Annotated in this window: 19 protein-coding genes and 5 pseudogenes; 14 read left to right on the top strand and 10 right to left on the bottom strand. The window is 35.7% G+C overall.

The window, feature by feature from the left end:
• Positions 1-159 precede the first annotated feature (159 nt).
• The 4 genes from JI665_RS20210 (at position 160) to JI665_RS20195 (ending at position 4,043) form a co-directional block, all read left to right on the top strand.
• Entirely contained in the window at positions 160-789 is a 630-nt protein-coding gene (locus JI665_RS20210; protein ID WP_206843106.1) for a nitrite reductase, read from the top strand.
• 124 nt (positions 790-913) lie between these two features.
• Positions 914-1,261 carry a metal-sensitive transcriptional regulator gene (locus JI665_RS20205; RefSeq protein ID WP_244671262.1) on the top strand — a complete coding sequence of 116 codons (348 nt, stop codon included), beginning with the start codon at positions 914-916 and terminating at the stop codon, positions 1,259-1,261.
• A gap of 15 nt (positions 1,262-1,276) precedes the next feature.
• A complete protein-coding gene (gene copZ / locus JI665_RS20200) occupies positions 1,277-1,483 on the top strand; it encodes a copper chaperone CopZ (RefSeq protein WP_206843144.1) in 207 nt (68 codons plus the stop codon).
• 130 nt (positions 1,484-1,613) lie between these two features.
• Positions 1,614-4,043, top strand: coding sequence for a heavy metal translocating P-type ATPase (locus JI665_RS20195; protein WP_206843104.1), 2,430 nt, complete (start codon positions 1,614-1,616; stop codon positions 4,041-4,043).
• A 106-nt stretch (positions 4,044-4,149) separates the two neighbouring features.
• Here JI665_RS20195 and JI665_RS20190 read toward each other — a convergent pair whose 3' ends face one another.
• The 3 genes from JI665_RS20190 to JI665_RS20185 all read right to left on the bottom strand — a co-directional run bounded on the left by JI665_RS20190 (position 4,150) and on the right by JI665_RS20185 (position 5,547).
• Positions 4,150-4,539, bottom strand: a complete 390-nt coding sequence (locus JI665_RS20190) for a hypothetical protein (RefSeq protein WP_206843102.1) — start codon at positions 4,537-4,539, stop codon at positions 4,150-4,152.
• A 624-nt stretch (positions 4,540-5,163) separates the two neighbouring features.
• Positions 5,164-5,295: a hypothetical protein gene (locus tag JI665_RS29015; RefSeq protein ID WP_280516112.1), complete on the bottom strand. Its 132-nt coding sequence runs from the start codon at positions 5,293-5,295 to the stop codon at positions 5,164-5,166.
• Between the two features lie 15 nt (positions 5,296-5,310).
• Entirely contained in the window at positions 5,311-5,547 is a 237-nt protein-coding gene (locus tag JI665_RS20185) for a hypothetical protein (protein ID WP_206843099.1), read from the bottom strand.
• A 134-nt stretch (positions 5,548-5,681) separates the two neighbouring features.
• Here JI665_RS20185 and JI665_RS20180 point away from each other — a divergent pair, with 134 nt between their 5' ends.
• From JI665_RS20180 to JI665_RS20170, 3 genes are all read left to right on the top strand, one after another.
• Entirely contained in the window at positions 5,682-6,395 is a 714-nt protein-coding gene (locus tag JI665_RS20180) for a response regulator transcription factor (protein ID WP_206843096.1), read from the top strand.
• The gene (locus tag JI665_RS20175) at positions 6,373-7,740 is read left to right on the top strand and encodes a sensor histidine kinase (RefSeq protein WP_206843095.1); all 1,368 of its coding nucleotides are present in this window, start codon (positions 6,373-6,375) and stop codon (positions 7,738-7,740) included. Before JI665_RS20180 ends, JI665_RS20175 begins: the two co-directional genes overlap by 23 nt.
• Positions 7,741-7,974: 234 nt before the next feature.
• Entirely contained in the window at positions 7,975-8,592 is a 618-nt protein-coding gene (locus tag JI665_RS20170) for a YdhK family protein (RefSeq protein ID WP_206843093.1), read from the top strand.
• A 115-nt stretch (positions 8,593-8,707) separates the two neighbouring features.
• On the opposite strand, the gene JI665_RS20165 is transcribed toward JI665_RS20170, so the two are convergent.
• The 6 genes and pseudogenes from JI665_RS20165 to JI665_RS20140 form a co-directional block, all read right to left on the bottom strand.
• Entirely contained in the window at positions 8,708-9,382 is a 675-nt protein-coding gene (locus JI665_RS20165; RefSeq protein WP_206843091.1) for a response regulator transcription factor, read from the bottom strand.
• On the bottom strand, positions 9,360-10,754 hold the full coding sequence (locus JI665_RS20160; protein WP_206843089.1) for a sensor histidine kinase: 1,395 nt from the start codon (positions 10,752-10,754) through the stop codon (positions 9,360-9,362). Before JI665_RS20160 ends, JI665_RS20165 begins: the two co-directional genes overlap by 23 nt.
• 1,447 nt (positions 10,755-12,201) lie before the next feature.
• Positions 12,202-12,402 (bottom strand): hypothetical protein, encoded by a 201-nt coding sequence (locus JI665_RS20155; protein WP_206843087.1) that lies wholly within the window; start codon positions 12,400-12,402, stop codon positions 12,202-12,204.
• Positions 12,403-12,495: 93 nt separating this feature from the next.
• Positions 12,496-13,419 (bottom strand): annotated as a pseudogene (locus tag JI665_RS20150) (hypothetical protein).
• A 69-nt stretch (positions 13,420-13,488) separates the two neighbouring features.
• Complete coding sequence (locus JI665_RS20145; protein WP_206843085.1) at positions 13,489-13,758, bottom strand: glutaredoxin; 270 nt, start codon at positions 13,756-13,758, stop codon at positions 13,489-13,491.
• Positions 13,759-13,964: 206 nt separating this feature from the next.
• Positions 13,965-14,539, bottom strand: a pseudogene (locus JI665_RS20140) (recombinase family protein).
• Positions 14,540-14,654: 115 nt separating this feature from the next.
• On the opposite strand from JI665_RS20140, the pseudogene JI665_RS20135 reads away from it, so the two are divergent.
• A pseudogene (locus JI665_RS20135) lies at positions 14,655-15,814 on the top strand (Tn3 family transposase); the annotation flags it as partial.
• 377 nt (positions 15,815-16,191) lie between these two features.
• On the opposite strand, the gene JI665_RS20130 reads toward JI665_RS20135, so the two are convergent.
• Positions 16,192-16,698 carry a GNAT family N-acetyltransferase gene (locus JI665_RS20130; protein WP_206843083.1) on the bottom strand — a complete coding sequence of 169 codons (507 nt, stop codon included), beginning with the start codon at positions 16,696-16,698 and terminating at the stop codon, positions 16,192-16,194.
• A 663-nt stretch (positions 16,699-17,361) separates the two neighbouring features.
• Here JI665_RS20130 and JI665_RS20125 point away from each other — a divergent pair.
• The 6 genes and pseudogenes from JI665_RS20125 to resB form a co-directional block, all read left to right on the top strand.
• Positions 17,362-18,771, top strand: a pseudogene (locus JI665_RS20125) (LTA synthase family protein); the annotation flags it as partial.
• Positions 18,772-19,096: 325 nt separating this feature from the next.
• Complete coding sequence (locus tag JI665_RS20120) at positions 19,097-19,690, top strand: DUF1405 domain-containing protein (protein WP_206843081.1); 594 nt, start codon at positions 19,097-19,099, stop codon at positions 19,688-19,690.
• A gap of 448 nt (positions 19,691-20,138) precedes the next feature.
• A complete protein-coding gene (locus JI665_RS20115) occupies positions 20,139-21,392 on the top strand; it encodes a murein hydrolase activator EnvC family protein (protein ID WP_206843079.1) in 1,254 nt (417 codons plus the stop codon).
• A gap of 642 nt (positions 21,393-22,034) precedes the next feature.
• Positions 22,035-22,742: a cytochrome c biogenesis CcdA family protein gene (locus tag JI665_RS20110; protein WP_206843077.1), complete on the top strand. Its 708-nt coding sequence runs from the start codon at positions 22,035-22,037 to the stop codon at positions 22,740-22,742.
• A gap of 34 nt (positions 22,743-22,776) precedes the next feature.
• Positions 22,777-23,307 (top strand): thiol-disulfide oxidoreductase ResA, encoded by a 531-nt coding sequence (gene resA, locus JI665_RS20105; protein WP_206843068.1) that lies wholly within the window; start codon positions 22,777-22,779, stop codon positions 23,305-23,307.
• Between the two features lie 12 nt (positions 23,308-23,319).
• A pseudogene (gene resB, locus JI665_RS20100) lies at positions 23,320-24,982 on the top strand (cytochrome c biogenesis protein ResB).
• Positions 24,983-24,990: the final 8 nt, after the last annotated feature.

Below are 24,990 nucleotides of genomic sequence, written 5' to 3'. Positions count from 1 at the left end.
AGAAGAAAAAGGCTGCCCTTTTGTTGCAAGATGTCCTCATAAAGAAGCAGTTTGTCATACGCAAGTGCCGGAGTTAGAGGATGTAGACAGAGGACATTCAGTTTCTTGCCATTGTCATATTGAATTATTAGAAAAGACTTCATAAAAAAGGGGAAACATATGGATACGCAAAGAAAAAAAGTAAAGATAGCTGTAAACGGGGGTATACATTTTGGTGCAAAACTAACTGCCAAGCAACTACTTGTAATTGCAAAATATATGGATGATCAGGATGAGCTTGAACTGACCACATTTCAGCAGCTCTACATCGACATATTTGATGACAAGAAGGATGAAATTATTTCAGAGTTTGAACAGGTAGGGCTTCGATGTTATCCAGTGGGAAAATTTGTTAAAAGTTTACGGACATGTAATTTTTGTAAAGGGGAAGAAGAAGAAGGAATGCCTGTAGCAAAAGAATTGAATGAGAGTATAGCAGGAATTCCTGTCCCTTTCACATTAAAGCCAGCTTATACTGGCTGTCCTGTCGGCTGTGGTGAACCACTCATCAATGACATAGGTATAATGAAGGTTAAAAATCATTATGATTTATATATTGGAGGAAAATCGAAAGGGAAAGATGCAGAAACCGGGTCCCTATTAATGACTAATCTTGAACCTGAAGATTTATATTCAGCTGTAGAAAAGATCATTGAATTTTACCAGCAACAGGCCAAGAAAAGAGAGACGTTCCATAAATTTGTAAACAGGGTCGGGAATGAGGCAATATTAGCGGAAATAAATAAATAAAAAAATATAACCTTTAAATTTTTCTTAGATTAAAAAATCATCAAAAATAACAAAATTATTCATAACTCCCCCTTTACATAGGGTACGGGGGTATGATATATTAAATTTGTAAGGGGGAATCTAAATGATTTCTAAATTAGAAATAAATGAATTGCCAACCGAAGATGAAAGCTGCTGTGCAAATGAGGGTACGAGAAAAAGCCACCATTCTGATAAAGTTAAGAATAATCTTGTCGTTCGATTAAACCGAATTGAAGGACAAATCCGCGGTATAAAAGGTTTAATTGAAAGGGACACTTATTGTGACGATGTCATTACACAAATTTCAGCTACACAATCTGCGTTAAACAGCGTTGCAAAGATTCTTTTGGAAGGGCATTTAAAAGGATGTGTGGTGGACCGCCTTCAAGAAGGAGATTTAGAAGTTTTAGATGAAGTACTCATTACTGTACAGAAATTAATGAAAAAATAAAGGAGAGAATGAATGATGGAAAAAGTTACATTGAATGTAGAAGGCATGTCTTGTGGTCATTGTATTAAAGCGATCGAGGGCAATGTCGGCGAGTTAGCGGGAGTTTCCAATGTAAAAGTTCATCTAGAAAGTGGAAAAGTTGATGTGGAATATAATTCCGCAGTGGTTTCTTTAGACAAAATCAAAGAAACCATTGATGATCAAGGGTATGATGTAGTTTAAATAAAAAGAAAGGGTGTGCAAAAGGCAACACCCTTTCTTTTTAAACCTAACATACCCATCATAGGTATATTAAGTACGACCTTCTACGAAATTATTTATCCTTAATCAGTTTAAAAGGAGGAATATAAAAATGGCTGAGCAATCAATTGCCAAAACACAAATTGATGCTGCCGGGGAAAATGTTACATTGAGCTTAACCGGCATGACATGTGCAGCATGTGCAACTCGTATTGAAAAAAACATTGCTAAGGTTCCAGGTGTGCAAAAAGCTAGTGTTAACCTCGCTACAGAAAAAGCTTCTGTTACGTATGATCCAAAAACAGCTAATGTTAACGATGTCATTGAAAAAATAAAAAAGACAGGTTACGGTGTTCAAGAGGAAAAAGTCCAGCTTGATATAATAGGAATGACATGCGCAGCATGTGCAACTCGGGTTGAAAAAGGATTAAAAAAGGTGGAAGGAATAACAAGTGCAACTGTGAATTTAGCTACTGAAAAAGCAAATATTGAGTTCATTCCTGGAAACACGAATATTGAGCAAATCATAGCCGCTGTAAAAAAAGTTGGCTATGATGCAAAGATAGTTGGCGAAAGAGATGAAGATTATGAGCGGAGTGCTAGGGAAAAAGAATATAAAAAGCAAATAAGGAAGTTTACTATAGGAGCAATTTTATCCGTATTCTTTTTAGTTCAAATGATATCGGATTTTGCTATGGAGTATGGCAATGGAATGTTCTTTCATATGAGTCCTTGGGTACAATTCCTACTTGCTACACCAGTGCAATTCTATGTAGGCGGCCATTATTACCGTGATGCATACAATGCAGTTAGAGGCGGAAGTGCGAACATGGCTGTTTTGGTTGTACTGGGAACTTCAGCAGCCTACTTTTACAGTCTGATTGTTACAATTTTGGGAACTGGTCAATTTTTATATTACGAAGCAGCTGCTATCGTCATGACTTTGATTGTTTTAGGAAAATTGCTTGAAACAAGAGCTAAAGGACAAACATCAGAAGCTATTAAAACCCTGATGGGACTTCAAGCGAAAACCGCAAGAGTCATTAGGGATGGAGAAGAACTTGATATACCCCTGGAAGAGGTTCAAACAGGTGACCTGATTTTTGTTCGTGCTGGAGAAAAGGTTCCTGTTGATGGGGAAATAATTGAAGGAAACACTACCGTTGATGAATCTATGCTAACTGGGGAAAGCATGCCTGTTACAAAAGGGGTTGGTGACACAGTCATTGGAGCAACGGTAAACAAACATGGTTCATTTACATTTAAAGCTACTAAAGTTGGCAAGGACACGGCACTTGCACAAATTATTAAACTTGTCGAAGAAGCTCAGGGCTCAAAAGCCCCTATTCAAAAACTCGCAGATAAAATTTCAGGAATTTTTGTACCAATTGTAATCTTAATTGCTTTAGCAACATTTGCCATCACTTATTTCATCGCAGGATTTACACCTGCCCTTGTTAGTACGATCGCAGTCCTGGTTATTGCATGTCCTTGTGCGTTAGGATTAGCAACTCCGACAGCTGTAATGGTTGGGACAGGAAAAGGCGCTGAAAATGGACTTCTTATTAAAGGTGCTGAACATCTCCAAACATCACAGAGTGTAACTACGGTTGTTTTGGATAAAACAGGCACAATTACAAAAGGTGAACCAGATGTCACCGATATTATAGCTTTTGGAAAATATAAAGAAGATGAATTACTGCAGATAGCTGCATCAGCTGAAAAAGGATCGGAGCATCCTCTTGGGGAAGCAATTGTAAAGGGTGCAAAAGAAAGTGGCATTCAGCTTCAGGAAACACAAAACTTTACTGCCATCCCAGGTCACGGAATCCAAGTAAGTATCAAAGATCAGAAGGTGCTAATTGGAAATAAGAAGTTAATGATCAAGAATAGTATAGAAATAGGCAATGCATTAAGCCGCATGGAACAGCTTGAAGGGGAAGGAAAAACCGCTATGCTAATAGCAGTTAATGACAGCCTAGCAGGTATAATAGCTGTCGCGGATACAGTTAAAGATACTTCTGCCAAAGCTATTAAACACCTTAAAAATATGGGTATTGAAGTCATTATGATCACTGGTGATAATAAATTGACGGCCGAAGCGATTGCGAAGCAGGTTGGTGTCGATAGGGTTCTTGCTGAAGTACTTCCTGAAGATAAATCTGCAGAAGTTGAAAAATTGAAGCAGGAAGGAAAAATAGTTGCAATGGTTGGGGATGGGATCAATGATGCCCCAGCACTAGCTGCTGCCCATGTTGGAATTGCAATTGGAACAGGTACAGACGTTGCAATGGAGGCAGCGGATATAACATTAATGCGCGGTGACCTGATGGGAATTGTTGATACAATCAGCCTTTCCAAAACAACAATGAGAAAAATCAAACAAAATCTTTTCTGGGCATTTGCATATAACGTTGTATTGATTCCAGTTGCAGCAATCGGCCTTTTAAATCCGATTCTTGCTGGTGGAGCGATGGCTTTCAGTTCTGTTTCAGTAGTTGGCAACACATTATTTTTACGCAAATGGAAACCAATACGTTGATATTTCTGTACTAAATTCTAATTAAATAAAATTGCAACTATAGAAGAGGATGACTCACACTTATGAGCCATCCTCTTCTTTTTATATTAAGACTCATGTATTGCGTTTAAATTAAAAAATGAAGAACTGACCAACTCAATAAAAATAATGTGCCACCTGAGGCTAATAATATAGTAGTTAACTGTCTTTTTTCTTTAGCTAGAAGACGTTTATATTCTTTATAAGTAACTTCACCCTTAGCAAATTGAAGCCCTGCTTTATCTGGTGAAACAGAATAGTGACTTCCATTAGCATCTTGAAGCATGACCTTTGTGATCAATGGTAAAGCTTCTCCAGGTAGTAAATTAAAGTTACTTTCAATGGATGTATTTTCTTGAATCTTCCTGATTTGACCACCAGAGGTAACCACACCCACTAGGCTATATATGGAAAGCATCTTCATCTCTTCACATATTTTAAGGGCTTGCCGTTCAATGACATCATGAGTAAAACACAATTTCTTTCACCTCATTTTATTAAAGAGTGTGAGAGGAGAGTTTTTCTTAATTTTTCGGCTTGTGTTGTATATTCATTGACCTCCACATTTTTCTTTTTTTAAACAATTATATGCATGGTCAATTTCTTCCGTGTATGCATAAATTATGCATACTTATATGGTAAAAGTGAGATGTATCTAAAACACTTTTTATAATTTTAAACTCTTCTATGATAAATGGTCAACAATCCAAGAAAAGGAAATAAACTCTTGCTTCTGAGTTAGATATCCAGAAAACCCTCGTACCATTATCTTTATTAAACTTTAATACTCATAAGATTGGAGATAAAAAAATGGTTTTTTTATCTTGGATTTTTCAAATTTTGATCATTATCGTCATAATTATTATAGAACATCTTGAAAAAATACAGCTACAGAAAGTTTCACTTTTAATTGCGATAGTGTTTGCTGTAGTGATTTTGTTGGTCATGGTGAAGTAAGAATGAGTTTGATTTTAAAGGAAACCAAGATTACAAACAGCTTTGCTCAAGGAAGGGAGCAAATCAAAAACGCTTGGGTTTATTATTTCCAAGCGTTTTTAAATTGCTAATTATGTTTTTAGTTCAGCTGCTGGTTTATCCAAGTTTAAAGATTGACTTTTGATTTTTTTATTGCCATTTTCACAGTGAAAAATACTACGATTCCAATCATGGTAAGATTAATTAGCCAACCTATAATACCAGAACCCATCATGCCAATTCCATATCCGACCATCATTCGGGATCACCTTCCCTAAAGGTTATTCATCATACTTTCAGCATCACTTTGTTGCATCATTCCATCCTTACCATGGCATGATTCAAACATTTCTTTTTGCTCCTTTGTTGAGAGTTCAGGATGCATTTCTTCAATCATGGGCTTCATTTGCCCGAAGTTTAAACCTCCGTTTCCGTTTTCCTCTGCAAATGCATATGTTCCTGTCCCTAAAATAAACCCTGCACCTAAGATACCAATCACAAATTTTTTCATGTATATTCATCTCCTTTCTTGTTTTAAGAATACTCTAAGGAAATGAAGATCTTATGGAGAACTTATGTGGAATATATGAAGATTACAATTTTAATAATCGAGGATGATAAAATAAACATAAGGAGTGGTTACCCGTGACAAAAATTCTTCTAATAGATGATGAAGATATGATTCTTGAGGTATTAAAGGCCTACTTTGAAAAGGAGGGCTGGGATATACTGATGGCTTCCAATGGGGTAGATGCCTTAAAAAAAGCAAAAACAAATGACATTGATATTATTATTCTAGACCTAATGCTTCCTGATATTTCTGGAGAAGAAATATGTCGTTTAATAAGGAAAGAAAGTGATGTACCAATAATCATGCTGACTGCAAAATCAGACGAAGAGGACTTGTTAAATGGAATTAATCTTGGAGCGGATGATTATGTAAAAAAACCCTTTAGTCCAAGAGAAGTAGTAGTGAGAGCTCAAGCAATTTTAAGGAGAGTGAATAAAAGGATATCAGCTCACGAGCTTATATTTAATGAAAAAGAAATGATTATTGACTCAATAAAAAAAGAAGTAAAATTGAAAGGCAAGATTATTACCCTCACACCAATTGAATATAGACTCCTATTTACACTGGCCAGTTACCCAGGCAGGGTTTATAGTCGGACGGAGTTGCTTGAAAAATGCCAGGAAGACGGAACTTATTATGAAGGATATGAACGAAGCATAGACACTCATATTAAGAACCTTCGCAAAAAGATTGAAAGAGATTCACGACACCCAGATTATATACTGACCGTCTTTGGAATGGGTTATAAGTTTGGAGGACGGCCCCATGAGGAAAACTTTGCGCTCTAGAATATTAATTTATTTCTTAATAGTATCGTTATCAGGCATATTATTAACTAGTCTTTCGATATTATGGGGTTTTGAAGATCGATTTAATGATTATTTATTAGAAGGAAGAGAGAAAAATATAAATCAGATTAAGGAAGAGATACTCAAAGAGTATAAAAAGACTGGCTCACTACAAAGTGACCAAGTTTTAAGTGTTCTGCATGATCAGGCTATGAGGGAAAATCTATATTATGAAATATATAATTCAGATGGAAAAATCCTCATTGAAACTAACTCAATGAGAAAGATGATGGAGAATATGGGGAAGGGTCATCGGCAAGATTCGGAGGCTAACTACAATTCAGATACTTATCATCTTTCATTAGATAATAGGATTATTGGCAGCTTACAAGTGTACTACCAAGAGGAATTATTCGCTGAGGATTTCTCATTTTTTCAAGCTATTAAGAGATATGTTTATGCTGCAGCATTTTTTACACTTATACTCTCAGTTTTCTTTAGTATTTTATTTTCCAAATGGCTTTCTTCTGGATTCAATAAACTTTCCGTTGCTGTACAGGAGCTCCAAAAGCATAAATGGAACACCCGCTTGAACGTTGAGGAATTGACTGGGGAAATGAAGCCTCTTGGATGGTCTTTTAATAATTTAGCCAGTACACTTTCTACTGAAGAAAATCTTAGAAAGCAGTTTACCGCAGACCTCGCACATGAGCTTCGCACACCGCTTGCAACATTGAGAAGTCAAATTGAGGCTTTTCAGGATGGAATTTGGGAGCCTACTCCAGAAAGGCTGCAACAAAGCCATAATGAGTTAATGCGCTTAGTGCGTCTGGTAAATGAGTTAGAAAAACTTCTTGCTGCTGAGAATCCACAGATTAAGTTAAATATGAATAATATAGAAGCAAATAAGATGGCGTGTTTCTTAAAAAATCAATTTGATCCAATTTTTAAAGAAAAGGGAGTAAAACTACAAATCCATAATTATGGAAAAGAATTATGGTTTCATGCTGATCAAGACCGAGTTACTCAAATATTAACTAACATTCTTAATAATGCCCTTCAATATACTACCCCAAATAAAAAGGTGGAAATCTCATTTCTTGAAGAGAATGACAATATAGGTTTCGTTGTAACCGATGAAGGAGTTGGGATAGATGAAGAGGATCTTCCCCATCTTTTTGAACGATTTTACAGAGGAGATAAATCCAGAACTAGAAAAACCGGAGGAATTGGTATTGGCCTCTCCATAGTAAAAGCACTTTTGAATGCACATGGGGGAGACATAAGGGTTAATAGTGAATTAAATAAAGGCACCACCATAACGATTTTGTTCCCCAGAAATTAATAAGCACCAAAACCTTTTTCAATTTTGAATTCACAACTTTTGGTGGGGGATTTTGCTAGCTGCTATTTACTTTTGTAAATCCTCAATCTTAAACTTGAAAAGTGCAAGAGGAATAAATATATATCGAATGGGGAAAAAATTAATAGGATAGTTTTTTATTACATGAACTTACTTCATATTTTCTGCACATTTTATAGGTATGATATTGTAAATTGCTAAAGGAGGATTTTGTGTATGTTAAAAAAAGAATTTAAAAAATCAATGTTATTTGCATTGCTAGCTGCTCTTTTATTACTTTTGGGAGCCTGTACAAATGCAAATGATGAAAACGCAGATAACAATGAAGGCGCTGAGAATACAGAAGAGAGCCAAGACAATATGGATGAGGATATGGAAGGCATGGATCATGGAAATATGGATATGTCTGGCTCGGGCGAAGTTCCTGAAGGTTTAGAAGAAGCAGCTTCACCAACTTATGAAGTTGGCAGTAAAGCCATTATTGAATCAGATCACATGTCAGGTATGAAGGGTGCTGAAGCAACAATTGTAGGAGCATATGATACCACGGTTTATACAATATCTTATACCCCGACGACTGGGGGAGAGAGAGTGGAAGATCATAAATGGGTAATTCATGAAGAGTTAGAAGGAGTCGAAGAAGAGCCGCTTGAACCTGGAACAGAAGTTACTGTAAATGCGGAACATATGGAAGGTATGGAAGGAGCAACAGCTGAAATTGACTCTGCTGAACAAACAACTGTATATATGGTTGATTTCACTCCAACTACCGGCGGTGAAGAAGTGAAGAATCACAAATGGGTAACAGAAAGCGAGTTATCACCAGCTGAATAGATTTATAATACTTAAATAGAATAAACCAGAATATAAAAAGTCGATTCCAAATCATCATGGAATCGACTTTTTATATCGGGGCTACTTTAAATCCTTAATCAGAAAAAGAGTTATATTACTTGCCTGTCCATTTATATCCAACACCCCAAACGGTTAGTAAAAATTCATCTGCGGGAAATCCTGCCTTTCTCAACTTTTCCCGTATATTTCTAACATGCGAATCAATCGTGCGGTCTTCAATTGATACGCCATATCCCCAAACCGATTCAATTAAGTGATCTCTAGAGAAAACCTTGTTTCTGTTATTTATAAATAACTGTACCATCGCAAATTCCTTAGGTGTAAGCAAGATCTCTTTATCTTCAAAAAATAGTTCATAAGAATCAGGTTTAAGTAATAGGCCATTGAATGAGATAATCTCTTCTTCTGTTGTAGTTCTTCTAAGTACGGCTTCAATTCTTGCTACAAGTTCTTCTTCATCAAATGGTTTCAGAATATAATCATCTGCACCAATTTTTAATCCTTTAACGATATCAGGCTTCTCACTTCTGGCCGTGAGCATGATAATCGGGATATCCTTGATTTTTTTGAATTCTTTGCATGCTGTCCAACCATCCATTTCAGGCATCATCACATCTAACAATATTAAATCCGCAGGATTCGTTTCTATAAACGTGATTGCATCTCCAGCAGAAGATTTTTTGACACAATTATAACCTAATGGGGTTAAATACAGGGCAAGTAAATCGAGCATTCTGGACTCATCATCAACTAATAGTATCGTTTTCAATGCTATTTGCTCCTTTAAAGACTAGTTCAAATTCAGTTCCGATGCCTTCCTTGCTTTTTACAAAGATTGTACCACCATGGGCAAGGACGAGCTCCTTTACTATGGCAAGCCCCAAACCTGTTCCTCCTAATGACCTGGTTCTGGACTTATCTACTCGATAAAAGCGGTTTAGAATATAAGGCAGGTCTTCTTCGGGTATTCCTTTTCCATTATCTCTAACTTTTATATTGACACCCTGCTTTTTGCTGTTAACAGTAAGGATTGTTTTGCTTCCAGATGGTGAGTATTTAATAGCGTTATCCAGCAAGTTAAAGATGATTTGCTCAAGTCTTATAGGATCAGCCATAATATATACTCCTTCTGGGCAAATTACTTCAAATTCCATTTTTTTATCGTGGAAAGCCGGAGAAAATTTTTGCTCAATATTCGCAATAAAGTCAGTTAAGTCTATTGCCTTCTTTTGTATTATAAATGAATTTTTGTCCATTTTCGCAAGGTCGAAAAGGTCCTTAATTAAATCAGAAAGGCGATTCGTCTCCTCATGAATAATTTTTAAGTATTTGTAACGGTCCTCAATAGATAGATTGCGTTTATGAACAATATCTGCATAGCCCTTAATATAAGTGAGGGGAGTCCTAAGTTCATGAGAAATGCTCGCTAAAAAATCGTTTCGCTCTAGTTTTAAATAATTCAAGTCGCTGGCAAGCTGAGAAATAGAATCTGCTAAATCCCCAAGTTCGTCATTTCTGTTCTTTGGGAGTGAAACTGTAAAATCCCCCTTACTAATTTTGGAAGTAGCTTCCTTCATTTTTATTAAAGGTTTGACAAGCCCTTTAGAAAGAAAAATGATGACAGTTAAAGTTAAAAAAACTGCTATTAATCCTGTTAATATAAAATGTTTGTTAATTCTTTCAATTAAAGTGTGTACGGATTCTGTTTCTTGAAACATAAAAACCTTGCCAGATACTTTGCCATCTAAATCAATTGGACTAACTGTTGAGATAAACTTTCCCTCTTTCCAGTTATTATCAACAAACTCTCCATCACGGGGGATATCTGAGTCTGAACTGTTAATATGGTCTTCAACATCGCTGCTCCTTACTGATGAACCAAGGATCTTGCCATTTATATCAGTAATAACGACATCGGTATTTGCCTCCGATTCCATTAAAGTTACATGAGAGATTGTATCAGTATCAAAGTGCTTTTCAAGTATGTCCCTATGCGCGTTACCTCTTGCTTGCAAAGAAATAAACTCTTCTTCTATCCTTGAATCCACAAGTGCTGAATGTAAAAAGAAGAACATAAAAATCTCAAGGCTGAAGATAATTAGAAAGAATACAATTCCAAGCTTAATTGAAAGTTTTGTCACTTAATTCACCCGTTTCTTAAGAAACTGCTAATTTAAATTATATTTCTTAAATTTGAAGAATTTATGCAGAATGAGGCGTATTTTGTTGAACTAAGAATTTTTTTATCTGTGTGGCAATACCAGGAGGCGGAATAATAGCTCTCGATGTTTTCCATGAAGTAGGATTACCGTTTGATGGGGCAGGTATCGCAATTATTCTAGGTTTTTTAGATCAGTTGATATGGCATTAACATAAATAGCAAGGAGAAACTGTTTGTGCAAAATCTTGGATAAGAGTAAGGATAAATACAGTGACGTTATCAAACTAAACTTTGTATCTTAATTATTGTAAGTGTCATGGATTAAAACCAGTGTATTGATTTAAACCGCTACAAAAAAGAACGATGAATAATTTTGGCACCAATAGCAATCCGCCAGTGGGATAAACGTTTCATTTGGCAACCTCCTTAGACCTGCAGGATCCAATGCTTCTACCAAGAATGCCAAGGAACTTACTAACGGCATTTGAAGCAGCAAGACGCTAATAAAAAAAGTACCTTTAGCAAGAGAATTAACCCAAATGTACCGAAAAAAGCCCCGTGGGATGCCACGTGAAAGCGGATCTTGTTTAAGTGACCAGGAATCTTGTCTATTATTTTTCTTTTATTTAGTGCCCCATTATGTTTTTACTTCATCAATATGCATCTTAATAAAAGAATAGCCAATTTTCTTAGCAGCATTTAGTCTGTGGCTTTAAAAGAAAGTTGCAAAGTTTAAAATTTTTGTCGGTGGAGACATTCCGATTAACAACGAAGAAGAAAAAAGAGCAAATGAAAAATACACAAAAGCATATGAGAAGAAATTCCATTTGAGATGGAAGACTAACGGGTGCGAGCGACTAATTCTGTAATATGTGCTTCTAGCGTAAAAAACAGGGAATTCAACAGATGATTTCTAACTTTACAAGGGAGGATAGGACTGACGGTAACATGTTTCCCGATACTAACCCATCAATTATAACTAACAGGTTTTAGGGTGCAAAGCTCCGTGGCATGGTCCCTCAAGTAATTACATACCGCAAATAGGTTACTTTTCTTTTTGGTTAAATATAACTCATTAATAATAGCTTATTTCATTGTCATTAAATGAAAAAGGGAGCTGAACAGCTCCCTTAATACGAAATTATATTATTATCATGATAAATCCTTAGCTGGCCTTGTCTTTCAATATGAGGTACCGTCAGGAAAATGCGGATTTACAACGTTAAGGAAATTACAATATTAAAAGGCCCAATTTCTCAGCACTATAATTGAGAAATTGGGCTGTGTTCGTTCCTACTGAAAAGCGCACGAATATTGAATAAAGATATTAAAAATGATTACTTAAGTTTAAAAAGTCGATAAAGCTACCCGTTCATGAATAAGGTATTCCGTAAGGAGTAACCTACCCTTTTTTTAGATAGCACTTGTCAGCCACCTTCTATACAGGTAGCAGTAGAACTGCCAACAATATCATTTAACTCAATAGGAAGGACATTAAGAGTATCAGCTTCAATAAATGTTTCTAATGACTTTTCAGTAAGTGGTATATTGTGTTTTTGAAAAATAGTTAATGTATTTTCCCACACTTCAACTATGGATTTGGGTGACATATTGGGTTGTATGACCATCTAGTATCTCCTTTGCTTAGGTAGGGTGTAAACAACATCTCTGATCATCGAAACACCAATTAAACATATATCTGAACCTCTCGAATCAAAAAATTAGGACTTTTGCAAGACTTTCTCGCGTTGCTTCATTTCAAACTTTTTAAACGCCAATACCGAACCTAGAAAGAATACAGATGCAATTAATGCAGCAAACGGCAACTTTGCAATAATCTCCTCTGGGAACACAAACGGAAGCAATGGAATAGCGTACACAGCTGGCATACGAATCCCAACAATACGCAACAAAATAAGCATTAACAACATTGCTAGCAACGTAATTAGTATCCAAGAATCAATGGTAAAGTACAAAATGGTTCCTACAGTTGCCGATATGGTCAGCACCATTCCTTGCTTAAATGCCATTTTTCCATTGTACATTGGTTTTTGAAGCACTTCATACACTACAACAAGACTAGGAGGGATGGGTGCGAGCTACAGGTAGCCAGTGCCCCAGACCAAACCAATCCAAACGATATTCAGTACGAGAAACACAAGCATATACTTGTACTCTATGTTCATTTTCTTTTCAAGTCCTTTACTTAATCCAAATACGAGAACTCCGAACATTAATATCAGGGTAAAAACGATTACCGACAAAATAAAGGTCATTTCAGTTGCATTCATCACCAGTGGCAGTAAGCCCGTTGCAATAGAAGGTGCCAGGTTCGATTGGATGAGACGTAAAATGAGCATGATGAGTGCCAGGGTAAGGATGACTTTCCCCACATATGTCGTGTCTAACTGGTTGACCGCAAAACCGATAGCAGCTGTAATAGATGGGGCAAGAAAAATCTTCGATGGCTGCCTAATCCATCCAGCTTCTCGATATACCCACATGGCAACCGCCATCGCTGAGATTTCAGGCAAAATCACTTCACGATCGTCCAACAGCATAGCTGCCGTAACCATCAGCAAAATAAGAGCAAAAGAAATTACATAAGAAATTACCGTTTTTTTATTTGAAACCGTCGTATTCACGGGCAACTCACCTTTCTATTCAGAAGAAAACAAGGGTGGGATATTCCATCCACCCTTGCCATTCCCTGTTTATTGACCTAAGCCAGCAGCTTTTAATGCATCAATATTAATACCGTTATTGTTGCAGCAGTCCACCAATTTCCCATTAATTGCAACGGCTGGAACAGACTTTACGACATACTCTTTCACTTTTGCTTCACATTCAAATGTGTCACATTTTTTATTTAGATCATAAACCACTACTTCGCAATTATCGCAAGATAAATCTTTCACATGTTGTACAGCACCTTCACAAACACTACACCCTACTGTAAACACTTCTATTAATCGTTTAGCCAATTCTAATTCACTCCTTTAAAATTTTTAATAATTGGACATTCACCTTTTGTAACCCCAGAACCAGGACATTTTCTCGCCAAGCTGCTTCAAATGATGAAAATTTTCGTTCAGAGGAAAAGCGTGTTTTTCAACAAGTAAAATGAAAGAGATTGAAACAAAAATTCATGATTTACAACAAATGAGAACATTGCTTGAATAAGAAACAATTATTTGTTCTTTTCCGATAGCCTTCTATATAATGAAGCTCTAGACACATTTGTAATTTCACAAATTTGATTTACATTCATATTACCTTCTTTAAACAGCTTTACTGCATAGTTCTTTCCCGATGATGATTTTTATGATACTCCTTAACCGACTTTTAAATTTGCCTTCTTTCTTAGCCAACTCAATCCCTTCACGTTGTCGCATATGAATAAGATCTCGCTCTAATTGATTAACACCAGCCATTACGGTAATTAAAAATTGGCTGTATAGATTATCTTCTGATAAATCTAGCCATGTATTTATTTCAGTGATTTTAAACTTGCCTTTTCCCTCGTATGTTATCGATGAATTCAAATAGATCTTTTGTGCTACGAGTGATTCGTTAAGTCTGTAACATGAATGATGTCATCTTCCTGTAAATCCTCTAACATTTTTTTTGAAGTTACTCGCGCTCCTTTGTTACCCCTGAAACTTTTTCTTCATATATAATATCCATTCCGATTTCGTTCAGCTACTGAAATTGCCTTGAAGGATTTTGGCTTACGATATTAACACGTATATAACCCAGACAAATACTTAGTCTGTTATCAAAAGGCCTAAAGCTCAAGAAGAAATTCGAAACAAAACGGTAAAAAGCTAAATGAGAAAATTATACACTTTACGAACATCGGACAAGCTTTAATCAAAGCAAAACAGGAAAGTTAGACGTGTTTGAGGTTTTAGAATCCTTTATCGAATGGAATTCTTTTGTCTCTTCGGTGGAAGAAGCTCAGGAGCTTGCACGTCTTGATGACTATGATTATTTAGACTTATTGCAAAAACGATTTTATTGACTTAGAAAATATACGCCAACGCTATTAAGGGTATTGGAATTTCATTCTACAAAGGCAAATGAGCCACTTTTACAAGCTGTTGAGATTATCCGATGAATGAATGAATGAATCCGGAAATCGGAAAGTGCCTGATGACTCACCTGTGGATTACATTTCAAAACCTTGGAAAAAGCATTTATACGAGGATGATGGTACAACAATCAATCGTCATTAGTATGAAATGGCTGTATTAACAGAGCTTCGGGATGTAGATATTTTCATTGTTGGGAGTAGATAATATAGAGAGTTTGAGGAACATTTGTTTTCAGAAGATACATGGAATCAAACGAAGGAGACTACGAGATTATCAGTTAGTTTAGATGGTTTGTTGCATCATGAGACGGGTCTAAACATAGAAGAGCATTATTCAGACAAAGCTGGTTACACAGAACAAATATTCGGACTGACTCATTTATAGTATTTAAATTTGTTCCAAGAATAAGAGGTTTATCGGACTCGAAATTATTTGCAATAGATAAAGCAAGTGAATATCCAAAATTAGAAGTCATTTTACGTGGACAAATAAATACAAAGGCAATTAGAGAAAATTAAGAAGATGTTTTTCGACTAGCTCATTCTATAAGGGAAGGAACAGTATCAGCATCTCTTATTATGGGGAAACTAGGTTCTTATTCAAGACAAAACAGCTTAGCCACTGCTCTACGTGAGATGGGCTGAATGGACTCGCAAGAGCTATTTTCTTTGGAAAACAAGGAGAGATTAGGGAGCGCACTATACAACATCAATTGAAAGGGCCAGTGCTTTAAACATAATTATCAATGCCATTAGTGTCTAGAATACTCTGCATTTAGCAAAAGCAGTTGAATATCAAAAAAGGACAGGTAGTTTTAACGAAGACTTATTGTACCATATGTCACCTTTAGGCTGGGAACATATTAATTTACTAGGAGAATATCATTTTAAATTCGGAGAAAATAGTCTCATTAGATTCTTTAAGACAACTAGAACTTTCTTAACCTTGTTAAAAATGGGAGAATCGTCAGGAAACTAGGCTTAGCGTTGTAAATCCGCATTTTCCTGACGGTACCCCAATACTATCTAAATTCGTTATTGAAGTAGAACCTTTTTTCGAATGAGCTTCTAACGATAAATGGGAATTTGGATAGAATTTAACATGTTTCTCAGTTCCGTTGGAATAGAGAACTTCCCGTTGCTAAAAATTACTTTAGTGGTGTGCTAATCACTAGCAGGCCAGCTTCCTTATATATAACATATTCTCCATCCTTTACACCCAACTTTTTCTAAAGTGCTACTGGGCGTGAGATTAGATAGCCACCTTTTCAGTAGCATTAGTAAACATTTATTGATTTGTATTCTTACCATATTCTTTAATTCATTCGATAGTTTTTCGATAAGCTTTTACTATAATTCCGTCATCAGCAGGTTCGAAATCGAATTGAGGTAGTCTTACAAAACCCATACGTTCATACAACCGCATAGCGCTATTCATGAAATCTGCGGTGTGTAAACCTATGAATTGAAACCCTTTTGCTTTCGCACGACGAATACATTCATTTACTAATGCTTCTCCAATACCTTTATTTCGCACATGGGGTGCGACTGCAAGCATTCTTAATTCTGGATAATTTAACGAATCAATAAGTCCCTCGTAAGCATCCGATTTCGCAGGGTACAAAACTACACTTCCTACCACTTCCTCATTCAGCTCCGCAACAAGAAGTTCAACATCTACCTGTTCATCAGTATCCGATAGGATAGATTTTTTCAGAGTATCCCAATGCCGTTTAGGGATTTTTTTTTCATGCTCTCCATATGCATTCACTCTTTGTTCTCTAATCCATTCTCCTTCATTAATTAATGCATCTCGTATTTTCAGCATCTAATCAACTACTTTCCTTATAATATATATTTTTTTAAAAAGTTTTTTAAAATAGCTTAAACAAGTCTTCAATTGTATAAAAAGACATTAAATTAAAACTATTTATTTTTCAAGGAATTAGAATAGAACTATAGCTCTTAATATATGTATATATAAAATTCATATTATTTCTTACATTTTAATTGTTTTTATAATAAAAAGGATAAAAGCGCATTTATGGAGAAAAGTATGCAATGTTGTTTGCGGCCTTTAAAAAATAGGGCTATGCCCAAAAATAAAATTGCAGAACTAATCGGATTAACAAAACAACAGAAATTGCTGCAATCATTATTAACTCCCTAGTTAAACTCTGTACGATAAACGAAGTACGTCTTTAACTAAAATAACATTACTGCTATTAAATAAAGTTTATATTTGTAATTCGAAATTCTACTGCTTTTCCACGTAGCATCATATCACTCCTACTTTAATAGTCTTATATATTAAAGAACCTAAATTTATTAAGAATGCCATATACTATATACGTTATACTAATTAAATTCAACTTGAAAATTTAGACATAAAACTAAGTCCACTAAAAAATATCCTGTATTTTTAAAAATTATGGAATTTCATACAGAATTGTCCCAAGATTGGTTCCTATAACATTTGGATTAAGAGTGGCATGCAAACGTGGGATATTATCGATTCTTTAATGACTTTATAACAGTTCCTGTTTTATTTCAGACACAAAGTTTCGGAAAAGTACGTGGAAGTGTTGGAGCAATCATTGAGCCAATAGATGTCCTTTATTTTATTGATACTCTTATATTGCTAGCATTGGTCATGAAGCGGGAAAAACCAGCAGCAGGACTGTCTAGACGTTCTTTGTCAACCATGTTTATCACAGGTTTCTTGTTCTTTGCACTAACATTACTCTTGCGGAAATTGACCGCCCGCAACTATTGACGCGTGCCTTTGACAGGAAGTATCTAGTTAAATATCTAGGAGCTTATAATTACACGATTTACGATATTATTCAAAATTCAAAGTCGTCGGCTCAGAGGGTTTTGGCTGATAGTAATGATGTAACCATTGTCGAGATATATACAACTGTGAACTACACCAACCCAAATCCGGAGAATTTTGAGGCGGCTAAAGGAATGAATGAATGTAATTTATATATCGATGGAATCATTCCAGAATTTCTTAATTGACTATAAGCTAAACGGTGAAGAAGTTACGCCATTCTTAAATTCATTAACAAGAAATCCTAACACTTTATATTTTAATGAATTTTTCCATCAAACAGCCAAAGGCAAGACGTCAGATGCAGAATTTCTAATTTAAAACTCTTTATATCCTCTTCCGCAAGGTGGGGTATTTACGACAAAAGCACAAAATACGTATCAGGGACTTCCAGCTATTTATTTCATGGGAATTACAAGACATTTTGAATCAGGAAGAAATGTACAAGTCTTTAGGATATGACATGTTTTATGATGCTTCGTTTTATAATATGACAGAAGAAAATGTGATTAACTATGGCTTAAAGGATAAACCGTTTTTTAAAGAAACAATTCCTTTTTAGAAAGTTTGCCGCAGCCGTTTAATGCAAAATTAATCACTCTATCTAATCATTTTCCATATCCTTTAGATGAAAAGGATCAATCAATTTCCCCGGCTGATACAGGCGACAAAACGGTTAACAGCTATTTTCAAACAGCACGTTATCTTGATGAAGCATTAAAATAGTTTTTCAACGATCTTAAGGAAACAGGGCTTGATAAGAACACGATGGTTGTTATATATGGAGATCATTACGGAAATTCCGAAAATCGCAAAGAAGCTATGGCAAAAGTAATAGGCAAAGAAATAGATGATTTTGAACAAGTGCAACTGCAAAGGGTTCCTTTTCATCTATGCCCCTGGGTTAAAGGGGTCCGTGAATGAAACTTATGGCGGTAAAATTGATGTTCTCCAACCGTTTTGCACCTTTTGGGAATTGATACTAAACATCAAATCTCGTTTGGAGATGATTTATTATCGAAGGAAAGAGACCAAATTGTGGCATTCAGAAATGGGGACTTTGTGATCATGTGACGGGGATTTGTTCCGTTTTCACAAACTTAAGGGAATTAAAAACATAGACCGTTCTATGCTGGATTATTCAAAGGCAAACATTTAAATGAAGACTGGCAGGAAGAACAAGAATAAGAGTTAGAGGAGGGAAAAGATTCCCTCCTCTAAAACCATGTCTCAAAGTATTCTTTTTGAAGGGAATACCTTTTTGTTTAGCGTACAAAACTAATATAGGGGAAATTCACACTTTCTGCAGATATCAATGTTATATTTTTATAGGTTTTATCAAGAGACTACCTACAATATATTTTACTGTAGAGGGGAAAGTGAAGAACGAATGAATCTACTATATTTACTAGAAAAAAGATGGTTTATTTGGGCGCTTTTTATCATTAACGTTCTAGGAACAGTCTATGGATACATTTGGTATAAATATCAATTGATAGAAACACCAGCTGAATTTCTAATCTTTGTACCAGACAGTCCTACAGCAAGTTTGTTTTTTGTTTTTGTTTTAGGGGCTTTTTTATTAAAAAAGAATTGGCCATTATTTGAAGCATTAGCAATTATTACTTTATTTAAGTACGGTGTATGGGCTGTTGTCATGAATATACTTACATATATTGTTACTGGTTCTCTTCATTGGACAGGTTATATGTTGATTTTGTCACATGCTGCAATGGCAATACAAGGATTATTGTACGCGCCTTATTATCGAATTAAGTTTTGGCATTTGGTTGTAGCAGCAATTTGGACACTTCATAATGATGTGATAGATTATGTGTTTTCTATGATGCCATGGTATGGAGTGTTAAGTACCTACATGCCACAAATCGGCTATTTCACATTTTGGTTAAGTATTGTATCCATTTCTATTGCATATTTGACAACCTTTAAATGGAAACACAATAAGGTGATGTCCATGCTTTAATGTCCGATCTATCAAACAGGATTACTTTTCCGTCGTTTATTATGCTAATTTATCAGTTGAATTTCCCGATATGTTCCTAATTTAAACTAATAGTTAAATATAAATCGAATTAAATGAAGAGGGCGTTAATCGTTTCTCTTTTTTTATTTACGAATTTAAATACATAGCTTGATAATTATTTTCTGAAAAAGCTTTATATAAGCTATGAAAAGAAACTGTAATATTTTTTTCGGTTAATTCGACAAAAACAGATGATAAAATAGGACTTAGGGTAGAAAACGACATAATATTTAATCTATTAATACAGACTTTTCACTAGAAAAAGTCGAATTTTGCTAGCTGAATAGAAATGTGGTTAATAGGTAGTTCTTTTATTTTCTCCCAGAAATTTATGTAGAAAATATGGTGTGATTACATCAACCATGGTTTGTCAAAAGGAGATTTCAAAATGAGAAAAACTATAATAATAGTATCGGTCGCTACTATAATAGCATTCAGTTTTACATTAACAGGAGTGCAAGTCAAAGCTGCAGATGATGCTTCTAAATTAGAGGAATTAAATGATCAAAAGAGTGAACTTGACAATAAACGTTCCACTATCAAATCTAAAATTATTGATGCTGATCAAAAAATCAATAGATTACAAGAAGATCAATTAAAAGTAAATGAAGAAATAAAGCGATTAGATTTCGCAATAAATGATAGTGAACAAAAAGTTATTAAAAAACAGGAAGAAATTAATGTTACAGAAGAAGAAATTGCAAAGCTGAAAGAACAGATCAAAATAATACAAGAGAGAATTGAAAAGAGAAATGAGTTATTGAAGAATCGTGCTCGTTCCTTTCAGGAAAATGGAAGCATGGTTAGCTATTTAGATGTATTACTTGGTGCAATGAGCTTCAGTGATTTCATTGATCGTTTTGGAGCAGTTGCGACAATTGTAGAAGCGGACCAAGACATTCTCCGGGAACATTCTGAGGATAAAAGCTTATTAGAAACCTCGCAAAGGGAGGTTGAAAAAAAACTTAAGAACCTTCAAACGATGCTAGATGACCTTGAGAATTTGATTAAAAGCCTAAACTCTCAAAAAGCGGAGAAGGATAAAATAATGATGTCCTTAAAGATGGAAGAAGAGGATATTGAAAAGTATAAAATGGAACTTGGAGAAGAAGATCAGTTATTATCATCACAGCAGTCAGTAATGCAAAAAGCAATTCAACTGGAACAACAGCGTAAAGCAAAACAAGCAAGAAATAACTCTGGCGGTGGGGGAGGAGCTTCTGTATCATCTCCTCCGGTTTCTAGCGGGAATTTTACTAGTCCTACTAGTGGCACCTTAACTTCTGGGTTTGGCAGTAGAAGTGGCGGTACACACTATGGTGTGGATATTGCCAAACGTGGAACGGTTCCAGTTGTTGCAGCTGCCGATGGGGTAGTTATGCGTTCTTATTATTCATCCAGCTATGGAAATGTAGTCTTTATTTCTCACTCTATAGATGGACAAATCTATACGACTGTTTACGCTCATATGAATAGTCGAACAGTAAGTGCAGGCCAAGCAGTTTCAAAAGGCCAGCAAGTTGGTTACCAGGGGAACACGGGTCAATCATTTGGTCAACATTTACACTTCGAACTTCATAAAGGCCCCTGGAATGCTGGAAAGACGAATGCTATTAATCCAGTTGGAATTGTTCCTTTATAACAGTGTTGTATTAAAATAAATACCGTAAACAAAAAAATAGGGGGAAAGTGAAAAATCAAATGTAACAAACAAAAATTAGGCGAACTTACTAAATAATTATGAGGTTTTGGAAACAGCTTGGTTAAACATCTACCAAGCTGTTTTTTTATTGTATAGAATACTGTAGATTGTATATCTTTGTGAGTAATTGAACTGCATCCAGCTCCAGCGCCTAGCCCCTCGAGATCATAAGCCAATTCGTCATGAATGTTAAAGAACAACCTTCCCGCTGACTTGTCTTATGCTTGTCGGGGCTGATCAAGGCACTTGTGCATCTGTTCTTAAACGAAGGAATTAAGATGGGGAAATTCAACAGTAAGCAGGTACTGCTCACTTGCGGCTTATAGAAAATGAATCAGATAGCCATACACCTAGTAAGCAACCTATAGGTGTACCGATCTTTTTTTACCTAAGAATCTTTCTTGGGATTTGAACTACAAAAAAACCCCGAAAAAGATTTAACCCTTTCGTTCATTATTATTGGTAATTTTGAATAATTTGTGTCTTTTATGTTATTTCATCTAAACTGCATCCTTTCTTGACAATCATATCCTATATTTACAGTAACTATGTGTAAAACACCATGAAAGAAGGTGAAATATTTTGGAGCAGATAAATTTATTTCTTGCATTTGGAGCAGGGTTTCTATCATTTTTATCTCCTTGTGCACTCCCTCTTTATCCAGCGTTTCTCTCCTATATTACAGGGATGACAATCAGTGAATTGAAGGCTGAACGAGGAATTTTAAGAAAAAAAGCTATGATACATACAATCCTATTTTTAGCGGGATTCTCAGTTATCTTTTTAGCACTTGGACTATCGACATCATTCATCGGATCATTTTTCGTAGATTACCAAGATTTGCTGAGGCAATTGGGTGCTATTTTAATGGTGTTTTTTGGTCTAGTTCTTACGGGGGTTCTTAGTTTTAAATTTTTACTCTCAGAAAAAAAATTTCAATTTCAAAATAGGCCATCCGGGTATTTTGGATCGATACTGATTGGCTTAGGGTTTGCTGCCGGGTGGACTCCTTGTACAGGACCGATTCTTGCTGGCGTCATTGCGCTAGGTGTTTCAAACCCTAGTATGGGACTCGTGTATATGACATTCTATGTTTTAGGATTTTCTATCCCTTTTTTAATTATGACTTTCTTTATCGACAAGATGACTTTCTTAAAAAAGCATGGAAATCGTTTTATGATATTTGGCGGAGTATTAATGATCATAATGGGCATCCTTTTGTATTTTGATTGGATGACTATAATCATTTCTATTTTAATCCCATTGTTTGGTGGCTTTACTGGATTTTAATATATTCATGGACTTTGTGAGTGGAGGCGGAAAAATGAAAAAGAAAAGAAGACTTATCGTTCGTAGTCTAATATTAGGAATTATGTTTGCTGCTGTAGTTTATACGCTTTATGCAAATTTTACAAAGGATGTAAGAGGACAAGTTGCAACTGGGGATAAAGCACCGGATTTTGTTCTTTCCGATATGGAAGGCAACAAGCATAAATTATCTGATTATAAAGGCAGAGGTGTATTTTTGAATTTCTGGGGTACCTGGTGCAAGCCTTGTGAAAGAGAAATGCCATATATGAATAATCAGTATAAAGTGTATAAAGATCAAGGAGTCGATATATTAGCTGTTAATGTAGGGGAGCCCGATTTCTCCATTAATAAATTTGTGCAAAGACATAAACTGGTTTTTCCAATCCTAAAAGATACTAACAAAGACGTTATGACTTTATATGATATTCAACCGTTGCCTACGACGATGTTGGTTGATCCCGAAGGAACCATTATAGAAATAGAAACAGGCGAGCTTTCAGAAGAGAAAATAATAGAAATGATGGAGAGCATCAAGCCTCAATAGGTGGTATTAAACATGAAAGAAATAAAATGTATATGTGGTCATGTGAATCCAAACGGGACTATTTTGTGCGAAGCATGTGGCATAGCTTTAACTGAAGAAGCAAAGATTGAAAAGCTTCACGATATGCGCTACGAAGGAAGCGCCCGCAGGTCGCAAACATATGACAAGACGGCAGTGGATAAAATATGGACTTTCTTTTCTTTCTGTAAAAGTGGGGGTGTGGCTGATTGTAATCACATTGATTGCATCTGCACTTGGGACGGCTTTACCTCAAGAAATGTATATACCTCCAATTGCACCTCCTGAAGTTTATTATGAAGAGCAATATGGCGTTTTTGGAAAAATCTTTTATCAGTTGGGCTTCAATGATTTATACAGTTCCTGGTGGTATTTAATCTTAATTGCTATGATTGGCGTATAAAATTAGTCATTTGCAGCCTCGATCGTGTAGTGCCGCTATATAGGGCGTTAAATGAGCAACGAGTAAATCGCCAAGAGAGTTTCCTGAAAAAACAAAGATTATTTAATCGAACGGAAGTCTCGGAGTCGGAAAAAGATTTTGAAATGATAAAGAAAAGATTGAAAGAAAAACGATATCATATTCGAGAAGAAAATGGCAACATCTTTGCAGAGAAAGGTCATTTTTCCAGATGGGGTCCATATGTTAACCATGCCGGACTGATTATCTTTTTAATTGGCGGAAAGCTGAGGTTCGTACCTGGTATGTACGTTGACGAAGTGCTATGGCTCCGTGACGGAGAAACAAAAACAATCCCAGGAACGAATGAAGAATACGTATTGGAAAGCAAAGGATTTAAGCGGGAATTGTATGATAAGGAAGTTGATAATGAACTATTTGATGAAGCAATAGACAGGGTGGGTCTGGTTATTAAAAACTTCCAATCGGATGTCGTTCTCTATCAAAGGGATCCGAATCAAACAGTCGGAGATGATAAAAGGCTAATTAAATTAAAAGATGCTGAAATACGAGTGAATGAACCATTAAAATTTGATAAATTTGCAATCTATCAGTGACTATAAACTTGACGAATTTAGAACGATGTCATTTTCTCTTCAAGATAAAATAACACAAACGGCAAAAGGTGGTTTGACAACCGATTTATTTGACCCGAAAAATGAGTATGATCTTGGTAATGGTTATAAGGTTGAATTACTTGGTTATTATCCTGACTTTTCTGGGTTGGAAAATGGTGAACCGCAAACAAAATCCTCTGTGCCGAATAATCCTGCATTTTTATTTAATATGATTTCACCTAATTATCCCGAGGGTGAAGTTATCTTTACAGCCATTAGGCAAACGCTTGAGCCGCCTGGAGAAGCGGAATATAAAATGAAACTTTCAGGTGTAACAACTCGTAACGTTACTGCATTGACAGTTAGAAAGGACCTCACACTTTGGACGATTGGTATTGGTGGTGTGATTTTTATGATAGGTGTTATTCAAGGGTCGTACTGGAATCACCGACGTTTCTGGCTGCAGAATTTGAACGGTAACCTCCTTATTGCCGGCCATACAAATAAAAATTGGTACGGCTTAAAAAGAGAAATTGTCGATATTGTAAAAAATACGTCAATACCAACTCCCATTGATCAGCAAGAGGAGAAGAAAACTGATAAAGGAGAAAAAAATGTCAAACTTTCTGCAAATAAGTAGTAACTTAT

Source organism: Bacillus sp. NTK034 (assembly GCF_017303275.1).
Taxonomy (GTDB): domain Bacteria; phylum Bacillota; class Bacilli; order Bacillales; family Cytobacillaceae; genus Cytobacillus.
Note: the sequence above shows the minus strand (reverse complement) of the source record. Positions and strands in the feature narration are given on the sequence as shown.